14 protein-coding genes are annotated in these 16,444 nt (G+C 44.6%); 4 read left to right on the top strand and 10 right to left on the bottom strand.

From position 1 onward, the window contains the following. Positions 1–22 precede the first annotated feature (22 nt). The 4 genes from fadE to purM all read right to left on the bottom strand — a co-directional run bounded on the left by fadE (position 23) and on the right by purM (position 5,331). Positions 23–2,488 carry an acyl-CoA dehydrogenase FadE gene (fadE, locus tag V7R35_RS15990; RefSeq protein WP_334015934.1) on the bottom strand — a complete coding sequence of 822 codons (2,466 nt, stop codon included), beginning with the start codon at positions 2,486–2,488 and terminating at the stop codon, positions 23–25. Positions 2,489–2,940: 452 nt separating this feature from the next. Further along, on the bottom strand, positions 2,941–3,684 hold the full coding sequence (locus V7R35_RS15985; RefSeq protein ID WP_334015933.1) for a DUF3108 domain-containing protein: 744 nt from the start codon (positions 3,682–3,684) through the stop codon (positions 2,941–2,943). Further along, positions 3,644–4,294 (bottom strand): phosphoribosylglycinamide formyltransferase, encoded by a 651-nt coding sequence (purN, locus tag V7R35_RS15980; protein ID WP_334015931.1) that lies wholly within the window; start codon positions 4,292–4,294, stop codon positions 3,644–3,646. Before purN ends, V7R35_RS15985 begins: the two co-directional genes overlap by 41 nt. Beyond that, positions 4,291–5,331, bottom strand: coding sequence for a phosphoribosylformylglycinamidine cyclo-ligase (purM, locus tag V7R35_RS15975; RefSeq protein ID WP_334015930.1), 1,041 nt, complete (start codon positions 5,329–5,331; stop codon positions 4,291–4,293). The genes purN and purM overlap by 4 nt, the downstream gene beginning before the upstream one ends. A gap of 377 nt (positions 5,332–5,708) precedes the next feature. Between purM and V7R35_RS15970 the strand changes: the two genes are divergently transcribed. Further along, complete coding sequence (locus tag V7R35_RS15970; protein WP_334015929.1) at positions 5,709–7,169, top strand: DUF2066 domain-containing protein; 1,461 nt, start codon at positions 5,709–5,711, stop codon at positions 7,167–7,169. A gap of 6 nt (positions 7,170–7,175) precedes the next feature. Continuing rightward, positions 7,176–7,913: a DnaA regulatory inactivator Hda gene (gene hda, locus V7R35_RS15965; RefSeq protein ID WP_334015928.1), complete on the top strand. Its 738-nt coding sequence runs from the start codon at positions 7,176–7,178 to the stop codon at positions 7,911–7,913. Positions 7,914–7,947: 34 nt separating this feature from the next. Here the strand turns inward: hda and V7R35_RS15960 are convergent, their stop codons facing one another. The 4 genes from V7R35_RS15960 to arsC are packed head-to-tail and all read right to left on the bottom strand — an operon-like array spanning position 7,948 to position 11,297. Then, positions 7,948–9,873, bottom strand: coding sequence for a hypothetical protein (locus V7R35_RS15960; RefSeq protein WP_334015926.1), 1,926 nt, complete (start codon positions 9,871–9,873; stop codon positions 7,948–7,950). Positions 9,874–9,875: 2 nt separating this feature from the next. Further along, complete coding sequence (locus V7R35_RS15955) at positions 9,876–10,307, bottom strand: DUF2069 domain-containing protein (protein ID WP_334015925.1); 432 nt, start codon at positions 10,305–10,307, stop codon at positions 9,876–9,878. A 10-nt stretch (positions 10,308–10,317) separates the two neighbouring features. Next, entirely contained in the window at positions 10,318–10,944 is a 627-nt protein-coding gene (gene wrbA / locus V7R35_RS15950; RefSeq protein WP_334015924.1) for an NAD(P)H:quinone oxidoreductase, read from the bottom strand. Beyond that, positions 10,944–11,297: an arsenate reductase (glutaredoxin) gene (gene arsC, locus V7R35_RS15945; protein ID WP_334015923.1), complete on the bottom strand. Its 354-nt coding sequence runs from the start codon at positions 11,295–11,297 to the stop codon at positions 10,944–10,946. Before arsC ends, wrbA begins: the two co-directional genes overlap by 1 nt. Positions 11,298–11,565: 268 nt before the next feature. Between arsC and V7R35_RS15940 the strand changes: the two genes are divergently transcribed. Then, positions 11,566–12,051 carry a TlpA family protein disulfide reductase gene (locus tag V7R35_RS15940; RefSeq protein WP_334015922.1) on the top strand — a complete coding sequence of 162 codons (486 nt, stop codon included), beginning with the start codon at positions 11,566–11,568 and terminating at the stop codon, positions 12,049–12,051. Between the two features lie 102 nt (positions 12,052–12,153). Here V7R35_RS15940 and V7R35_RS15935 read toward each other — a convergent pair whose 3' ends face one another. Continuing rightward, positions 12,154–13,617, bottom strand: a complete 1,464-nt coding sequence (locus V7R35_RS15935; RefSeq protein ID WP_334015921.1) for a beta-barrel assembly-enhancing protease — start codon at positions 13,615–13,617, stop codon at positions 12,154–12,156. Positions 13,618–13,921: 304 nt separating this feature from the next. On the opposite strand from V7R35_RS15935, the gene V7R35_RS15930 reads away from it, so the two are divergent. Further along, positions 13,922–14,995, top strand: coding sequence for an AI-2E family transporter (locus tag V7R35_RS15930; protein ID WP_334015920.1), 1,074 nt, complete (start codon positions 13,922–13,924; stop codon positions 14,993–14,995). A 149-nt stretch (positions 14,996–15,144) separates the two neighbouring features. On the opposite strand, the gene V7R35_RS15925 is transcribed toward V7R35_RS15930, so the two are convergent. Then, positions 15,145–16,410 carry a glycoside hydrolase family 2 TIM barrel-domain containing protein gene (locus V7R35_RS15925; protein WP_334015919.1) on the bottom strand — a complete coding sequence of 422 codons (1,266 nt, stop codon included), beginning with the start codon at positions 16,408–16,410 and terminating at the stop codon, positions 15,145–15,147. Positions 16,411–16,444 lie beyond the last annotated feature (34 nt).

The raw sequence follows: 16,444 nt of genomic DNA, 5'->3' as shown, positions 1-16,444 counted from the left end.
ACCCTTTATAGAGTGAGTTAAATTACGCAGCTTTACCACCTCGTTTTTTAGTGGCTTTGCTGGTTGAATTAACTTGGGCTACCAATTCCTCGTGGTCAAAATCATCCACGTTGATAGTGCGCAGGCGACCGGCTTCGGTCTTGCGCATTAAGCTAGCTTCTTCTTCGTTAATTACGCCATCAGCAAGTGCTTCATCGGCCAACACGTCAAGTCGTGTAAACGGCAGTTTAGCTTTCTTATGGCTGCAAATACGTTCGAAGATGGACTCGCATGCTATTACATCATCAAGCGTCTGCTCTAAATCACCCATCAAGCTGCCTTCTGTGCGAGCTAGATACTGACCATAACCTAAACGGCTACGCGCAGAAGAAGGCGTTTGAAGCATTTGTGCGATAGCATGCTCGATTTTGTCAGATGGCTTGCCAATTCGACGGCCAAACGGCATTACCATAACGCGCATTGCTGTGCCTACTGCCTTATTCGGGAAGTTAGCTAAGAAATCGTCGATAGCGGTTTCAATATCGTGAAGGGTAGTTTGCATTGCCCAATGAAGCAACGGTAAATCTTCCTTCAAACGGCCTTCTTCGTCGAAACGCTTCAATGTAGTACTACCTAGATATAGACCACTTAGGATATCACCTAGACGTGCAGACAAACGCTCGCGACGCTTAAGGTCGCCACCTAACACACCCATAGAAACATCGGTTAGCAATGCTAGGTTCGCACTGTAACCCTGTAACAGCTTGTAGTAGCGCGATGTTTCGTCGGTAAATGGTGCATTACTAAACGCGCCGTTAGTTAACGAGAACCAAATGCTGCGTACTGTGTTTGATACGGCAAAGCCAATGTGGCCAAATACCGCTTTATCAAATGCTTTTAGCGCTTCTTTTCTGTCTTCAATAGACGCCGCTTGGATTTCTTTAAGCACGAACGGGTGGCAACGCATTGCACCTTGACCAAAAATCATCATGTTACGCGTTAGGATATTTGCACCCTCAACGGTAATTGAAATTGGTACGCCTTGATATCCGCGGCCCAAGTAGTTGTTTGGCCCAAGCATTACGCCTTTACCACCGTGAACGTCCATCGAGTCGTTGATGACTTGACGCATTTTCTCGGTAAGGTGGTATTTACAGATGGCTGAGATAACCGATGGTTTCTCACCCAAATCAACACCGACAGTTGAAAAGCGTGTTACGCCATCCATTAGATAAGCGTTACCGCCAATACGCGCTAGCATTTCTTCAACACCTTCCATATGGCCTACAGGCATACGGAACTGACGGCGAATACGTGCATAGGCACCGGTTGCAAGTGATACTGATTTTGCACCACCTGCAGCTGAAGACGGAAGCGTAATGCAGCGACCAACTGACAAGCACTCCATCAGCATACGCCAGCCACGTCCTGCCATTTTCGGTCCACCGATGATGTAGTCGATTGGAACAAAAATGTCTTTACCGTTAATAGGACCATTTTGGAATGGTGTATTAAGCGGGAAGTGGCGACGACCAATTTCAAGGCCTTTTGTATCGCGTGGAATAAGTGCACAGGTAATACCAGGCTCTTTATTATCGCCAAGTAGGCCCTCTGGGTCTTGTAGTTTAAACGCAAGACCAATAACCGTAGCAACGGGTGCAAGGGTAATGTACCGCTTGCTAAATGTTAGGCGCATGCCGAGCACTTCTTCGCCGTTCCATTCGCCTTTACATACAATGCCTACGTCAGGGATTGCACCAGCATCTGAGCCTGCTTCAGGACCAGTAAGTGCAAAACACGGAATTTCTTCACCAGCGGCCAAACGCGGCAAGTAGTGATCTTGCTGCTCTTTGGTACCATAGTGCTGTAGTAATTCACCTGGGCCTAATGAGTTAGGAACACCAACGGTGCTTGAAAGTACTGCACTAACGCCTGCTAGTTTCTGCAATACACGAGACTGCGCATAAGCTGAAAACTCTAGGCCGCCATATTCTTTCTTAATGATCATGGCAAAGAACTTGTGTTCTTTGAGGTATTGCCACACTTCAGGTGAAAGGTCGGCATCTTGGTGGTTAACTTGCCATTCGTTAACCATTGAGCACACTTCTTCACAGGGACCATCAAGAAACGCTTGTTCTTCTGCCGTTAATCTTCCTTTAGGGATACGGTGTAGCTTGTCCCAGTCTGGCTTACCGCTAAAAATATCGCCATCCCACCAAACAGTACCTGCATCAATAGCTTCTTGTTCGGTGCTAGACATTTCAGGCATTACACTGCGGTAAAACGCTAGCAGCTTGGTAGAAATGTGCTGTTGTCTGATGTTCGACAAGGTAAATGGAAGTGTTAAAGCAAGGAAAACAACCCAGCCTAAAAGGCCGATGTCGCCGAAAAGGGTGCCTAGAATCATGACACCTGCGCCCATGGCAACTGCTGTTACCAAACTGGTACGTTGATAACTAGCGATAGCTAGCGTAACAACAACCAGTAAAAACCATATAAAATCTGCCATACTTCACTCCTGAAAAGGCGTTGAACATTACGCTGATAGCCTTGTATTTCGTGTGTTTGAACAAACACTTGTAAGCTCATATCATGGTCTGACCAGCATGCAGTAAACCTATTATTTAATAGCGCAAAGATCAAGATTTTTACATGAATAATGCATTAATCATTGCGTTAATAATAAGCAGGCCTTCTAAGTATAGTCATGAGTGATAGATATAGATTAGCCAAAGCGATACTACGCTGAATGTTATACAAATTTTGTCTTTAACAAATGGCAAGTTTTCACAACAAAAAAACTCGCTGAAAGCAAAAGCCTTTAGCGAGTTTAACAGCCTTGAGCGGGGCCAACAGTCTTGCGCAGCGTCAACAGCCCTGAGCGATATAACGCCTTGACCGACTTTGCATCGGCCTTGAGCGTATTTGAATATGCTTTAAAACAGAGTGTTTATTATTCGCTTATTCGGGTTGAAACGACTTAAGCTTAATATCGCCTTGTTCGTCACCATCCTTGAACTGCTGTAACCGAACTAGGGCGTAGTCAAGTGAGGGGGCAAACCACGCATAGGTTTCGCGCTTTTTTGAATCGCGTATTAACTTCACTTTAACCGCGTCCAGCTTTCCATAGGGAAGGGTAAGAGTTTCCGTTTCAATTACCTTTACGCCGTAATTACGAAGCTCGCCACGGTAGTTCACAAAGCTGTAGTCTAATTCAGTAACGCCCTTTGCTAACTGTTTGGCTAAATCTAAACGGTAAATTTGGTTGTCGAATTCGCCGTTCCAATTATAGATGTCGCCATTTTCAACTACAATTTTTTCGCCGCCTTGCTGACCAAAGGTGACAACAAGCTCTTTGTCTGGCCCTGTACCTGAGCGATTATAAAAGTACTGTGAAGGCACTACTGTAGAATCATTCAGCGTAAAAATTGAATGCTCACTGCGCTTATCTGAGAGGAAAAACTTAGACACTTTAGAGGTGTAGAGAAGCGAGTACTGATTGTCACTTAATTCTGATAGCTCTATATGCGCTTCACCTACATCATCACCCCATTTATATGCAGTATAAGATGCTTTGTAGGGAGTGAGGGTAAATGAATTGTCAGATTGTGCCTGCGCGCCCGTTGAAAACCATAGCGCGCAAACAGTACCCGCGGCGAGTAGTTTACTCGCTCGCATAACCTGATTCTGGAAGTTCTTGATCATCTAAAACAGCCTTATTGTTTCGCATCATAAGTCTGCCGGCACTAAACCAAGACAGCACTAGCGGATAAATACGACGCTCTTGTTCCTGAACACGCTCCGCAAGATCGCTGGCCGAATCATCTTCAAATACCGGTACGCGACTTTGAATAATAACCGGGCCACCATCCAGTTCTGGTGTTACAAAGTGCACGCTAACGCCGTGTTCCTTGTCACCATTGTCGATAGCGCGCTGATGCGTATTCAATCCTTTATACTTCGGCAACAAAGATGGATGAATGTTCACTAATTTTCCAGAAAAATGGTTTACAAATTCTGGCGTTAGAATTCGCATAAAGCCAGCAAGTACAACACAATCGGCACCGAAAGCCTCAATTTGTTCCTTCAAGGCACTATCGTAGCTATCGCGATCTTCAAACGTTGTGTGATCTAAGCAAACCGATTCAATACCAGCTTGACTGGCACGTTCTAAACCATAGGCACCAGGTCGATTACTGATAACCCCAGTAATAGTGGCATTTAGGCGTTTGGCGGCAACTTCGTCAATGATAGCTTGTAAATTGCTACCATTGCCCGAAATTAGCACACATATTTTGGTTGGAGTGTGACTCACGCGTTAATCTCTACTTGTTCGTCGCCGTTTTTGGCCTCAATGTCACCTATTACCCATGCATTTTCACCATGCGCTTTAAGAATGCTAAGGGCGTTGTCTACGTCTGCGTCATCAACCACAATAACCAAGCCCACACCACAGTTAAATGTGCGGTACATTTCATGGCGTGTTACGTTGCCGTTTTCCTGTAACCAAGAAAAGATAGCTGGCCATTCCCAAGTAGACTCATCAATAACCACTTTTGCGTCTTCTGGAAGTACACGAGGAATGTTTTCCCAAAAACCACCGCCTGTAATGTGAGAAATCGCGCTAACTTGAACTTCTTCAAGCAATGCTAGAACCGACTTTACGTAAATGCGTGTTGGTGCAAGTAGTTGGTCAATAATAGGTTGGCCGTTAAGTTCTGCGTTTACGTCGGCGCCACTAACTTCGATAATTTTGCGAACAAGCGAGTAACCATTTGAATGAGGACCTGATGAACCCAGTGCAATTAATTTTTGTCCTGGTTTTACGTTCGTTCCGTCGATAACCTTATCAGCTTCTACAACACCGACACAGAAGCCTGCGATGTCGTAGTCGCCATCGTGATACATACCTGGCATTTCAGCGGTTTCACCGCCAATCAGTGCACAGCCAGCTTGTTCACAGCCTGCGCCTATGCCTGTGACAACCGACGCGGCTACGTCAACATCTAACTTGCCAGTTGCGTAGTAGTCTAGGAAGAATAGTGGCTCTGCGCCTTGTACTATCAAATCGTTTACGCACATTGCAACAAGGTCAATACCAACGCCGTCGTGACGGTTAGCATCCATCGCAACGCGAAGTTTAGTGCCTACACCATCAGTACCCGATACTAACAGCGGCTTTTTGTATTTAGTTGGTAGCTCGCATAGTGCACCGAAGCCCCCTAAATTACCTTTTACTTCTGGTCTGTGAGTTTTCTTTGTCACAGATTTAATACGTTCAACAAGTTGATTTCCAGCGTCGATATCTACGCCTGCATCTTTGTAACTTAAAGAGGTTTTATTTTCGCTCACGGTTGGGCCCTGGCACTAAGAGGTAGAAAAACGCGGATTCTACCAGTTCATTGCCACAAGTCCAATTTGTCGCGGTTTTTTTGTTCGGTTTTTTGCAGCGCTATTTTGCTTTTTGGCTTAATACCACACCAATAAGCGCGCAGTGCTGTTTAGAAATGTGATAAGGCTAGTGTGCTAATCTTTTGCAATTTATGGGTGAAATTCGGGTCAATATAAAAGAGAATAGTAAAAAATCATAATTGCAACGTACGCTTATCCATAAGGTTTTTGCCTTTACAGCAAGAGAGAGTAAGGATTTGATATTCAGTAGTAATGGAACATCGAGTGTTACAAGGTCGTCACTTACAAAGGCAAGCCAAAAGGCAATAATTAAAGCAATGATTAAGGCAACGAAAAAAGAACATCGCTACTTAAACAATACGGCATCTTTATATAAACGTATTAGGCTTATTAAAGCCGTTATCGCTAGCGTTATGTGTGCATCGGTTATTTATGCGCCATTGGTAAGTGCTACGCAGCGTATCATTGTTAATGAAGCACAAATTCAGGTGGAAGACCAAAGCCAGCGTACTCAACAGAGCGCGCTTAAGCAGGCACTTCGACAAGTTATCGTAAAGCTATCTGGTAGCGCTGACGTACTAACAAACCCCGGTGTTCGCGCTGCGCTTTCTTCTCCGCAATCTTATTTACGTTCTTATCGCTTTGGTTTTGAAGACAGTAAGACGTTTTATATAGCAGACTTCGATCAAGCAAAGCTTTCAAGTTTACTGCAGCGAGAAATGCTGCCGCTTTGGGGGGCTGTGCGTCCTGAAACTTTGGTTTGGATTGCCGAAGAGCAGGGCAATGCATCGCGCACAATTCTAGATGAAACGTCTCCCAGTGTACTGAAAGACACGTTGCAAGCAACGGCAAAAGAGCGTGGTGTTCCACTTAGCTTGCCGCTAATGGATTTGACAGACAGCGTAAATATTACCTCGTTTGATGTGTGGGGGCGTTTTGTTGAGCCGCTCAAGTTGGCATCTTCTCGCTACGCTACCGACAATATTATTGGTGCTCGTATTTATAAGAACGATGCCAGTGCCATTCCAGAGTTACCAGAAAACCCTGTGCCGTCTGGCACCATAGAAACGCTTGAAGATGCTATGGGTAACCAAGAAACAGGTATCGCCGATGCGAATATCGCTGCTGATAAAAATCAAGAGAGCGCGTTTGGCGCACTTTCTGATAACGCTAATGTAGAGAAAGAGGTCAACGCTGAGAACGATGTTACGTCAGTAAACGTAATGGGCGACACAAGTGGTATAGACGAGACGGGATCAATTGACGAGATAAATGATGTTGAGAGCAATGAAGTTGAAACTGCTACAGCGCCTTTTACCATGGATGAATTCGAAGCGCATGCGAAACGTGCAGATGAGGGAGACTATGCACTTGACTGGGTGTTTATAGGAAAAAGTAACGTTAGCTATGGCAGTATATATGGTGACTCGCCTGAAGCGCTTGCCGCTGAATTAGTAGATGCCTATTCAAATTACCTTTCATCGCTATACGCTGTGGTGGGAATTGAAGCCGCTGACCGAGAAGTTATTAGTATTTCCGTAGCCAATGTTGGCACCATTAATAGCTATGCTAAGGCAAATAAATACCTTAACAATTTAAGCGTAGTTGAAAGTGCAACGCTAACTCAGCAGCAAGGTACTGTTGCCACATTTTCGGTAACACTTTTAGGTACAGTTGATGACTTTTTGAACGCATTGCGTCTCGAGTCTGCAATGAAGCAGGTAACCGATGCCTATGGTCAAAAAGTGGAAGCCTTAAATTTTTACTGGAGCCAATAAAATCTAATGCAGCTACCTTTGCCGGTTACGCTACCCGTTGATGAGAACTTTGACAGCTTTGTTGCCACAGGCAACGAAGAGGTGGTAGCCGTGCTTAATTCGGTAGTTCAGGCGTTGCCCAACTGGCGTGATACAAAAACGCTTGGGCAGCTTGCTTCATTAAAACTGCCATTGGTAACACTACTAGGTAGCACTGCCACGGGTAAAAGCCATTTGTTGTTTGCTACGTGTCACCAGTTAGCCGAGAAGGGCGTTAGCCACCTATATCTGAACTTAAACGATTACAAAGCCTGGTCGTTAGATATTTTCGAAGGGCTTGAAGAGCTGTCAGTCATTGCATTGGATAACGTGCACGCTATTGCGGGCGAACCGCAATGGGAAGAGGCCTTGTTCGACCTGCTTAATCGCGTTATTGAAACGCAACGAGCATTAGTGCTGTGCACCAGTCATTTGGGGCCATCTAACCCTGCTTTTGTGCTTCCCGACTTGCGTTCTAGGCTTGCGTGGGGGGTGATTTATCATGTTAATCAATTAGATGATGCAGGCAGAGAGGAGGCGGTGAGTCTGCGAGCTCAGGAACGGGGCCTAACGTTGTCAAACCAAGCGCTACAGTTTTTGTTTCATCACAGCGAGCGAGACTTAAAAAGCCTTATGTCACTGCTAGCAAGGCTAGACACGCGCTCGTTACAAGAACAAAAACGTTTATCAGTAGCAATGGTTAAGCGAGAACTCGGGTTAAGCTGAGACCGTGGGTTAAGCTTATGCCTAACCCCACAAATTAGTGACGTAAACCTTGAACTTGTCTAAGCTCATCTTCCATTGTCATTACGCCAATAGCATTAGAAGAGGGCGCCTGTAGAGGTATTTGAATATCAGAACCGCTCTGGGCATTAAAGCCTGCTAGTTCTCTCCAGTTAACGCCAGCCGGTAACTCGACAGGTTCTGGAAGCTGCGCTTGAATAGCCGGCACATTCAAATTCGGTAAAATTCTGCTGGCTACGTATTCTAAGCGCATGGTTAGGTTGCTATCGTTTATTCGGTCGCGCTGTCCCCAAGTAATAACAAAGCTTCCGTCATCGATATTTTCTCTTGAGAATACCCCCACATCGGCACTTGCGCCTAAACGGTAAAGCATCATGAATCGTTCAAACAACGTTGCTAGATCTTCACGTTCAGTTGAATAGGCATAAAAAGTTACTGCACCGTCTTCCTCAAACCAGTTAGCTACTTGTGAAGCTGTGTAACTGCGCTGTGTTGCCGAAGACTGCTCGCCACTATATCTAACATCGGCCAATGCATGTAATTCAGACGACGTAAGCGGCATTGCATTATCAAGGCCTGTACTCAGTGGATTTGAGTCATTGTAAGACGATAAAGGGCTTTCACTCATCGCCAACTCACCCCATTCGGTGTGATCAAAAAAGTCATTAGCATGGGCCAGTTCATGATAAAGCAGATAGCCTAGCGATGCCTCAAGTTCACTGTCAGTTCTAGACAGCCTTTCGCTCGCATTGCCCGTTGTAATAACAGGGTAGTAATACTCACCGTTTTTAACATAGCGCCATGACGTGGAAAAGTTTAAGTCGTTGCCAAAACCACTTCGATAGTCTGGGCGAGTATTCAATGTATCGCGCTCTTCAGGTGTGCGCCACAAACTACCTGCGTCAAGATAGATTGCGCCGGTTGCAACCCAATAGAATGAAGGGCGTATGTCATAAGAAATGACCACAGCAGTAGTTGCTCTTAGCAGCTTTAGCATATCGTCTTGCGTTGCCGAGGTTTCCAAAAAATGTTTGAAAGCGTCACCCATCCAAGGATGCGAAACGTATGTTCTATCTAAGACATCCTGTACAGTAGGGTTTTCAGTTACCTGACCAATTAATGGCAAAGTAGAAAACTGACAGCTATCTTCAACCACATTGTTATACACACAATTACTCAATGCCGACGCATAGGGGCTGTTAGGATTATATGGCTGCATGTGTGTGGTTACCGTTTCCGGTATAGCAGAGTCGTTATCGACGAAAAAACCGCCTTCGTCTATTGCAACGTCTTTTACAACAACTTGTGCAGTATCAACTGCAGACTCTCCGTTAGAAAAACGAACAGTAGCTTGCATTGTAATAATGCTGTCTGCGTTAACAAGAGGTGCTTGGAAAAACACGCTATTTGAATAGTCACCGTCATTGTATTCGAAACTACTTACGTTGGGTCCACCCACTTGTTGCCAGTCAATGTCACTTATTTCAAGCCCTTCTGCATAAGCGGTATCTACACGCAGTGAAACTCTGCCTCCTTCAGCGGCTTCGTGCCCTAGGCGCACGGTAGCTACAGGGCTAGAATTTTCTGAGATGGCAAGGGAGAGAGAGTCTGACAGTGTTTCGCCGTTATCAAATGTTGCTTGAACTTCAATAGTAGCATTACCAGAGGCCGTTACATCAAAGCCTATGGCTTGAGTATGCGCACCCAAAGGCTGTTGATTTACCCCCGTAACTTGCCAATTAATAGCCGTAATAGTTCGACCACGAGGGGCAGCGACAGCGAAGTCTACGGTGTCGCCTACTTGTGCACTGGTGTTACCTGAAATAGTAAGTCCTGCGGGAATAGTAGGATCTGGCGGTGTTGCCGGAATTTCAGAATCAGAACCAGAACCGCCGCAAGCAGCCACTAAACAAACAGAAACAGGTAATAGCCAGTACTTCATAATTATCCCTCAGAGTTATTTGTACCCTCAAAAAGAGCCTTCTCTTCTTTCATCTCTTCCTTGAGCTTTTTAAGGCCTAGGCCTAATTCACGTCCGCGTTTACGCGCGAAGGCGCTACAACCAACGAACATGCCGGTGCACAGCAGTATTTCGACAACGGCGTACCAACGTTCGTTTGGAACAGCGTAGACCACTGTACAACCATGAATTAAGTAAAACAACACCACAAAATTAGCCCACGCATGGGTATAAGGTTTACCTTTCAGTACGCCCCAATACGGTAACAATAGTGGTAACACGTAAAACAATGCAATGAAAGTTACCGAATAAGTATGGTCTTTAGTAAATGTGAATTGCCACAATGTGACCCAAACAATAAGTAGAGTGTGGCTAGCAAGTGCTAGATAACGAAAAAAACGCGTATCAGACGCCATAATAGAACTCCTAGGAAGAGGTTGAAGATAGTTTTTTAGCAAGTGTTGCTAGGCGCTTGCCCTGGGCAAAACACAGTGCTTTTTCGTCATCGCTTAATTGGTTAGGCGTAGTCATATTGTGGTGTGCTACATGGGTAACGCCATACGGGCTTCCACCCGTTGTAGTACTGTGTAACTCAGGTTCACTGTAGGGAAGACCACAAAACACCATGCCGTGATGAATAAGCGGTAGCATCATTGAAAGCAACGTCGATTCCTGTCCGCCGTGCATCGATGACGAAGACGTAAAAACACACGCAGGCTTGTCTATTAACGCGCCTTTAAGCCATAAATTGCTGGTGCTGTCTAAGAAATGTTTTACAGGCGCGGCCATGTTTCCAAAACGCGTTGGGCTTCCTAAAGCCAAAGCGCAGCAATCTGCCAACTCTTTAGGTGTTACAAAAGGTGCATCATTTGAGCTTGGCTGCGCTTGTGTAGTGAGCTCTTCGTTTGTGTCTTCATTTATGTTTGATGAAATTGCAGGAACAGTGCGCACAATGACGGGTACACCTTCTGATGTAACGCCTTGTGCTATGGCATCGGCCAGTCGCTTGGTACTGCCGTTGCGGCTGTAATAAACAATAAGAACAGGTTTCACTAAATAATGTCCAATACGGCTTCTGGTGGGCGGCCAATCTTGGCTTTGCTTCCATTAATCACAACTGGGCGTTCAATTAGCTTTGGTGTTTCTACCATTGCCTCGAACAGCATATCGTTAGTCACGTCTTTATCACCTAAATTGGCTTCTCTATATTCCGCTTCTTTTATACGCATCATGTCACGAACCGTTTCAAGGTTAAGTTTTTTAAACAAATCCTGAAGCTCGTGCTTGGCCAATGGTGTTTTAAGGTACTCTACAACGTCTGGTTTAACGCCGTTCTCTTCAAGTAAGGCTAAGGTTTGACGGCTTTTTGAGCAACGTGGGTTGTGTAGAATAGTGATGGTTGTCATATCGCTTTCTCGTTTTGTAATTCTTTTACTTTACGCACAATTTTTAAGGCAAAAACGGTGGTTTGGCTTTGATTTGAAAACAGTATACCGTGTTATTAGCTTATTTTCTGATAGAAAAATACAATGTTAATTTTTCCTAAAACACTTGAGGTTAAAACGGCTGTGAAACTGTGTATCTATCTGGCAGTATCGTTGTTAAAACGATAAAAAAGAATCAAAGCACAATAAAGCTATAGTCAGAACAATATAAAAAGTGAGACCAAAAATCATGAACACGTTTGTTAAGGGAATAAGTGTTGCTCTACTTCTCGTCGTTTCAGCGGCTGCTGGTTTTTTTGCCTACCAAAGTACGCAGTACGATTTTAAAACGTTAGACAATTCAACATACCGCTGGGCCGACCTTGACGATAGTTGGGTTATTGTTAATTACTTTGCGCCATGGTGTGCGCCGTGTTTACGAGAGATGCCGGAACTTAATGCCTTAAGCCAACAATTGCCTGCTAACACCCATTTGTTTGCGATTAATTACGATGCACAAACCCTTGAACAAATGCAGGAAATGAAAACGCGTTTTTCCATCGAGTTACCATTGATTGTATCTGAACCTAATACACAGCTACCGATGGAAAAGCCGCCTTATTTACCCGCAACGTTTATTATTGGGCCATCAGGGAAGGTGGTAGATACTGTTTTAGGTGAGGTCTCTGCAGGTATGCTAAAAGAACGTTTAGCTAAATTAAAAAACGCCAGCTAATACTGGCGTTTTTTAGCTCGATTAATTTTAAAAGTACTTGCTGCTTTAGCGAAGCGAGGTCGGTTTTCTTTCACTTCGACCTTCTTATTTATAGTTCTGACGCTACAACCTTTCTAGTCGCTCTTCTTGATCTCTAAACTGCTTTATTCGCGCTCGAATTCGCTGCTTCTGAAGGTGGTCGTCACCTGCAAAATTATAAGCATATTGAAGTTCATCAACAGCACGATTGTAAGCACCGTAGAGTGCATAAACTTCAGCCTTACTTTGATGCATCTGAGAAAAACGCTTTGCTTTTTGGTAAGCCTCACTCATAAGTTGATGCGCAATTTGATAGTCTTTCTTAACCAACAAGAAGTCTTTCAATAACGAAATGGCATCGTCATATTTTTGCGCACTGATTAACGCGTTGGCGTGATTAAGTGCTAATACTTGGTTGCGTGGATTGTGTTCGATATGAGGCGACAGCATTTTCACCGCATTAAGTGGCTGGCCCATTGAAATATAAATGTCGGTCATGGCGTCTAAATAAAACAAGTTGCTTTTGTCGCTTGCCAACAATTTGTCCATTATCGCTTTTGCTTTTTCAATTTCATCTACACGCATGTACGCCAACGCTAAACCGTACATCGATGCTTCTTTACTCCGCTGTACGCTTTGGTCTACGGATGCTTTGAAATATTCCACGGCGTAATCGTCCTCAAAGGAATAGCGCGCTTTAATACGCGCCTTTGCAAGTTCAAACTGCTTATTAATAGGAAGAAACCTCCTTGGGTAATCAGCAGCTCGACTTCGCGCATCGGCAATACGGGTCTCAGTTAAAGGGTGAGTTAACAGCCTTGCAGGAGGCTTTGACACCATGCGGTATTCTTCAGCCATTGTTGAAAAGAAGCTAGCTGCACCAGCAGGGTCGAAACCTGCACGTGCTAACATGGCAATACCAATACGATCTGCCTCTTGTTCGTTAGAGCGAGTATAGTCTATCTGCATTTGCGCATTAGCAGCGCTTCCCGCTTGCATAGCTGCGATACCCGCTTCTGGGTTTGCCATAGCAATTAAAATACCGCCAATTAACGATGCCAGTGCTAGAGGCGATGAACGTTGCTGCGCCTGCATACGTCTTGCGATGTGACGTTGGGTTACGTGTGATACTTCGTGAGCAAGCACCGAAGCCAATTCACTTTCATTATTGGCGCGGCGCATTAGGCCCGTATGTACACCGATGTGACCGCCGAAAAACGCAAATGCGTTAATGGCATCATTGTTTACCCAGAAAAATTCGAAAGGGAACTTTGCATTGTCGGCATGTAGCACCAAACGATTACCTAGATCTTGTAGGTATTCATCGAGTACAGGATCTGAAATAACAGGGCTCTGTCCGCGCATTTGGCGCATGACAGCATCACCAACAATCATTTCTTTATCAAGGGATATGGCATCAGACGCCACCACACCTATTTCGGGTAACGCATTTTTATTGCTGTAATTGGCATCTTGTGCGACGGCAGCCAAGCTCATTGTGAGCGCAAAGGAAAAGGCGGCTAGAGATGCAGAAAGCGTTTTTATCATGTACCTACTATTTACTTATATTGTTAACTTTCTTACTACTTAGAGCATTAAGTTACTAAACAGTTTCAATTTTTTCCAAACGATCTACAGCATAATGCACCACATGTAACGCTTATACCAGCGAGGCACTATCGAATTGTCGTACTACCAAGCGAGTTTATCGTATTTAGCGTTTGAAGTTAGTTTACGTTCAAAACATCATACCAGTTTGATTTTAATAGAATCTTACACACTGCATGTTGCTAACCACTAGGGCAATCAACTATGATGCGTGTCCTATTCTTTGTAATTTCTGGACGTTTTTATGATTAGCGTTTTTGGTCGTTGGTACCGACGCAAATTTTCCGATCCTGATGCAGCAATGCTGCTTATCCTTATTCTGCTTTCCACTGCAGTACTACTGCTGTGGGGCGAGCTTATTATGCCGGTATTAGTTGCCGCGGTTATCGCTTATCTACTGGATTGGCCAGTTACTAGGTTGGTAAACGTCGGGGTAAGTCGCACACTTTCATGTGGCGTGGTATTGCTAGGCTTTATTACCGTTACTATTTTAACCTTAATTGGCTTGGTTCCCATTGTTTCGAAGCAAAGCGTTAATTTAATTCAAGAGACGCCGCTTATTTGGCAGAAAGCACAAGAATGGATTTTAACGCTGCCAGACAAGTACCCTGACTACGTTCAGGTATACCAAATACACCAAATGATGGAAGGCCTTAACGACAAGCTAGTAGAAGTGGGCGAAACGCTTATATCTGCCTCTTTTAGCAATATTGCTAACGTGGCGGCGCTGCTAGTTTACGTTATTTTGGTTCCCCTTATGGTGTTTTTCATGCTCAAAGACAAGCTGTTTTTCTTAGACAGCATATCGCGCCTTTTACCGAAAGAGCGACGTCTTATTACGCAGGTAGGGCATGAAATGAATTCCCAAATTGCTAACTACATACGTGGAAAGGTCATCGAAATAGTTATTGTTGGTGCCGTAAGCTGCGTAACGTTTGTATTGATGGATTTACGATACGCCATTTTACTTGGCGTGTTAGTAGGGTTTTCAGTGCTTATTCCTTACATTGGTGCTGCTGTGGTCACTATTCCTGTGGCCGTAGTTGCCATGTTCCAATGGGGAATAACGCCAGAGTTTTGGTATCTAATGATAGCTTACGGCATCATTCAGGCGTTAGACGGAAACCTGTTAGTGCCATTATTGTTTTCAGAAGCAGTTAGTTTGCATCCGCTTTACATCATAATCGCAGTATTGGTTTTTGGCGGCCTGTGGGGCTTTTGGGGCGTGTTCTTTGCAATTCCGCTTGCAACCTTGGTAAAGGCCGTTATAACCGCATGGTCTTCTAACCCGTTACCTGCGCCCGAAGAGAGCGCGTAATTAATAAAACCTACAATCATATGCTGCAGATGAAACGTTATAAAACCGGTTCATCTGCAACTCAACACGCTCAGTCTAATCGTTGAAATGTTGAAACGTTGCAACGTTAATTGAGCACTCGTGGCGCTATTTAACAAAGACCTACAGGTCTATTTCACAAAAAAAGGGAAGTTGGCATGTGCGGCGTTCCCTTTTCCATCGTACACATAGGCATACAGTCGATAAGCGCCAGCGTCCTGCGGCGCGGTAAGTGTAATCGTTTGTTTTCCCGCATTTTTAATTAATCCCTCTACTACAGGCGGAATCGCCTCTTGGTCGCCTCCAACTTCTGTGGCAGTGGATTCTTTTCGTACTTCCCAGCGAAATTGCAGTTCATTATTGTCGGGATCTACTGCGTTAATTGTTGCCTCATAGCTGTCACCTGAAAATAAATAGACATTGTCAAAAGCCACCTTTTCATCAAGCGCAATAGGGCTAACCCTCGGCGAACGATTAACCGGCCAACTTCCTCGCCATACATAGTGCATAACGTCTATAGCTTCTGTGCGCTCGCCAGAGTCTAAAAACATGCCGTACCATGTACTGGTTCGCTCTTGCTTCTGTCCCCATAGAAACACGTAGTTTCCGATAAGCTGTTTACCTTCAGGCTCAATAGCTTTTACATAGCTTTTTGCGTAATTACTGGCTTTTTCTGAACTCGTTGTTTCAACCGGTGCACCCCATTTGGTTTTAAATACCTCCCAGTGACCAACAGCACCCCACTCGGTAATCATGTAGGGCCCTTCGTAACCAAATTTTCTAATGTACTTGGGTAAATTTACAACATCGGCATATAGTTGAAAGCTAACGAAGTCGAGATCTGGTGCTCGTTGTTGAATTGCCTTTAGCGCTTTTTTGTCAAACCCTGCAATAGTTGTGGTGGTAGGGTGGTGGGGGTCTATCGATTTGATAAGCTTAGCAGCGTCGTTCACCGCATCGTAAACCTTCGGATTGGTAAAATCGAAATTCAGTTCGTTGCCTATAAACCAAGATAACAGTGCTGGGTGGTCTTTGTACTTAAGTACATTTGCTTTAACTTTTTCTAACTGTGCTGCAATGGCTTTATCATCATTATAATCAAAACCATGTCGCTCTCTGGCAAAGTCGATGCCTAACGATACGGTCAACCCCAGTGAATGTGCTTTGTCGAGCAACTCCTGTGCCGGTATTGCGCCACCGTCAATAGACCAGGTGCGAATAGAGTTCGCACCGTGCGCAGCAAGAACAGATAAATCTGCACCATCTACACCTGCACCTTTTACTACATAAGGTTTGCCATCACGCACTAATGAGTAATTGCCGCTTTCATCTTTTTTTATTTCAACGTGAACAGGAGCCGCAGTTGCATACGAAACGTGTAAACCAAAAAAGCTCATTAGTAATATTGCTATTGGGAGCCATGCTACATTG

It is taken from the genome of Alteromonas sp. S167 (assembly GCF_036864375.1).
Taxonomy (GTDB): domain Bacteria; phylum Pseudomonadota; class Gammaproteobacteria; order Enterobacterales; family Alteromonadaceae; genus Alteromonas.
Note: the sequence above shows the minus strand (reverse complement) of the source record. Positions and strands in the feature narration are given on the sequence as shown.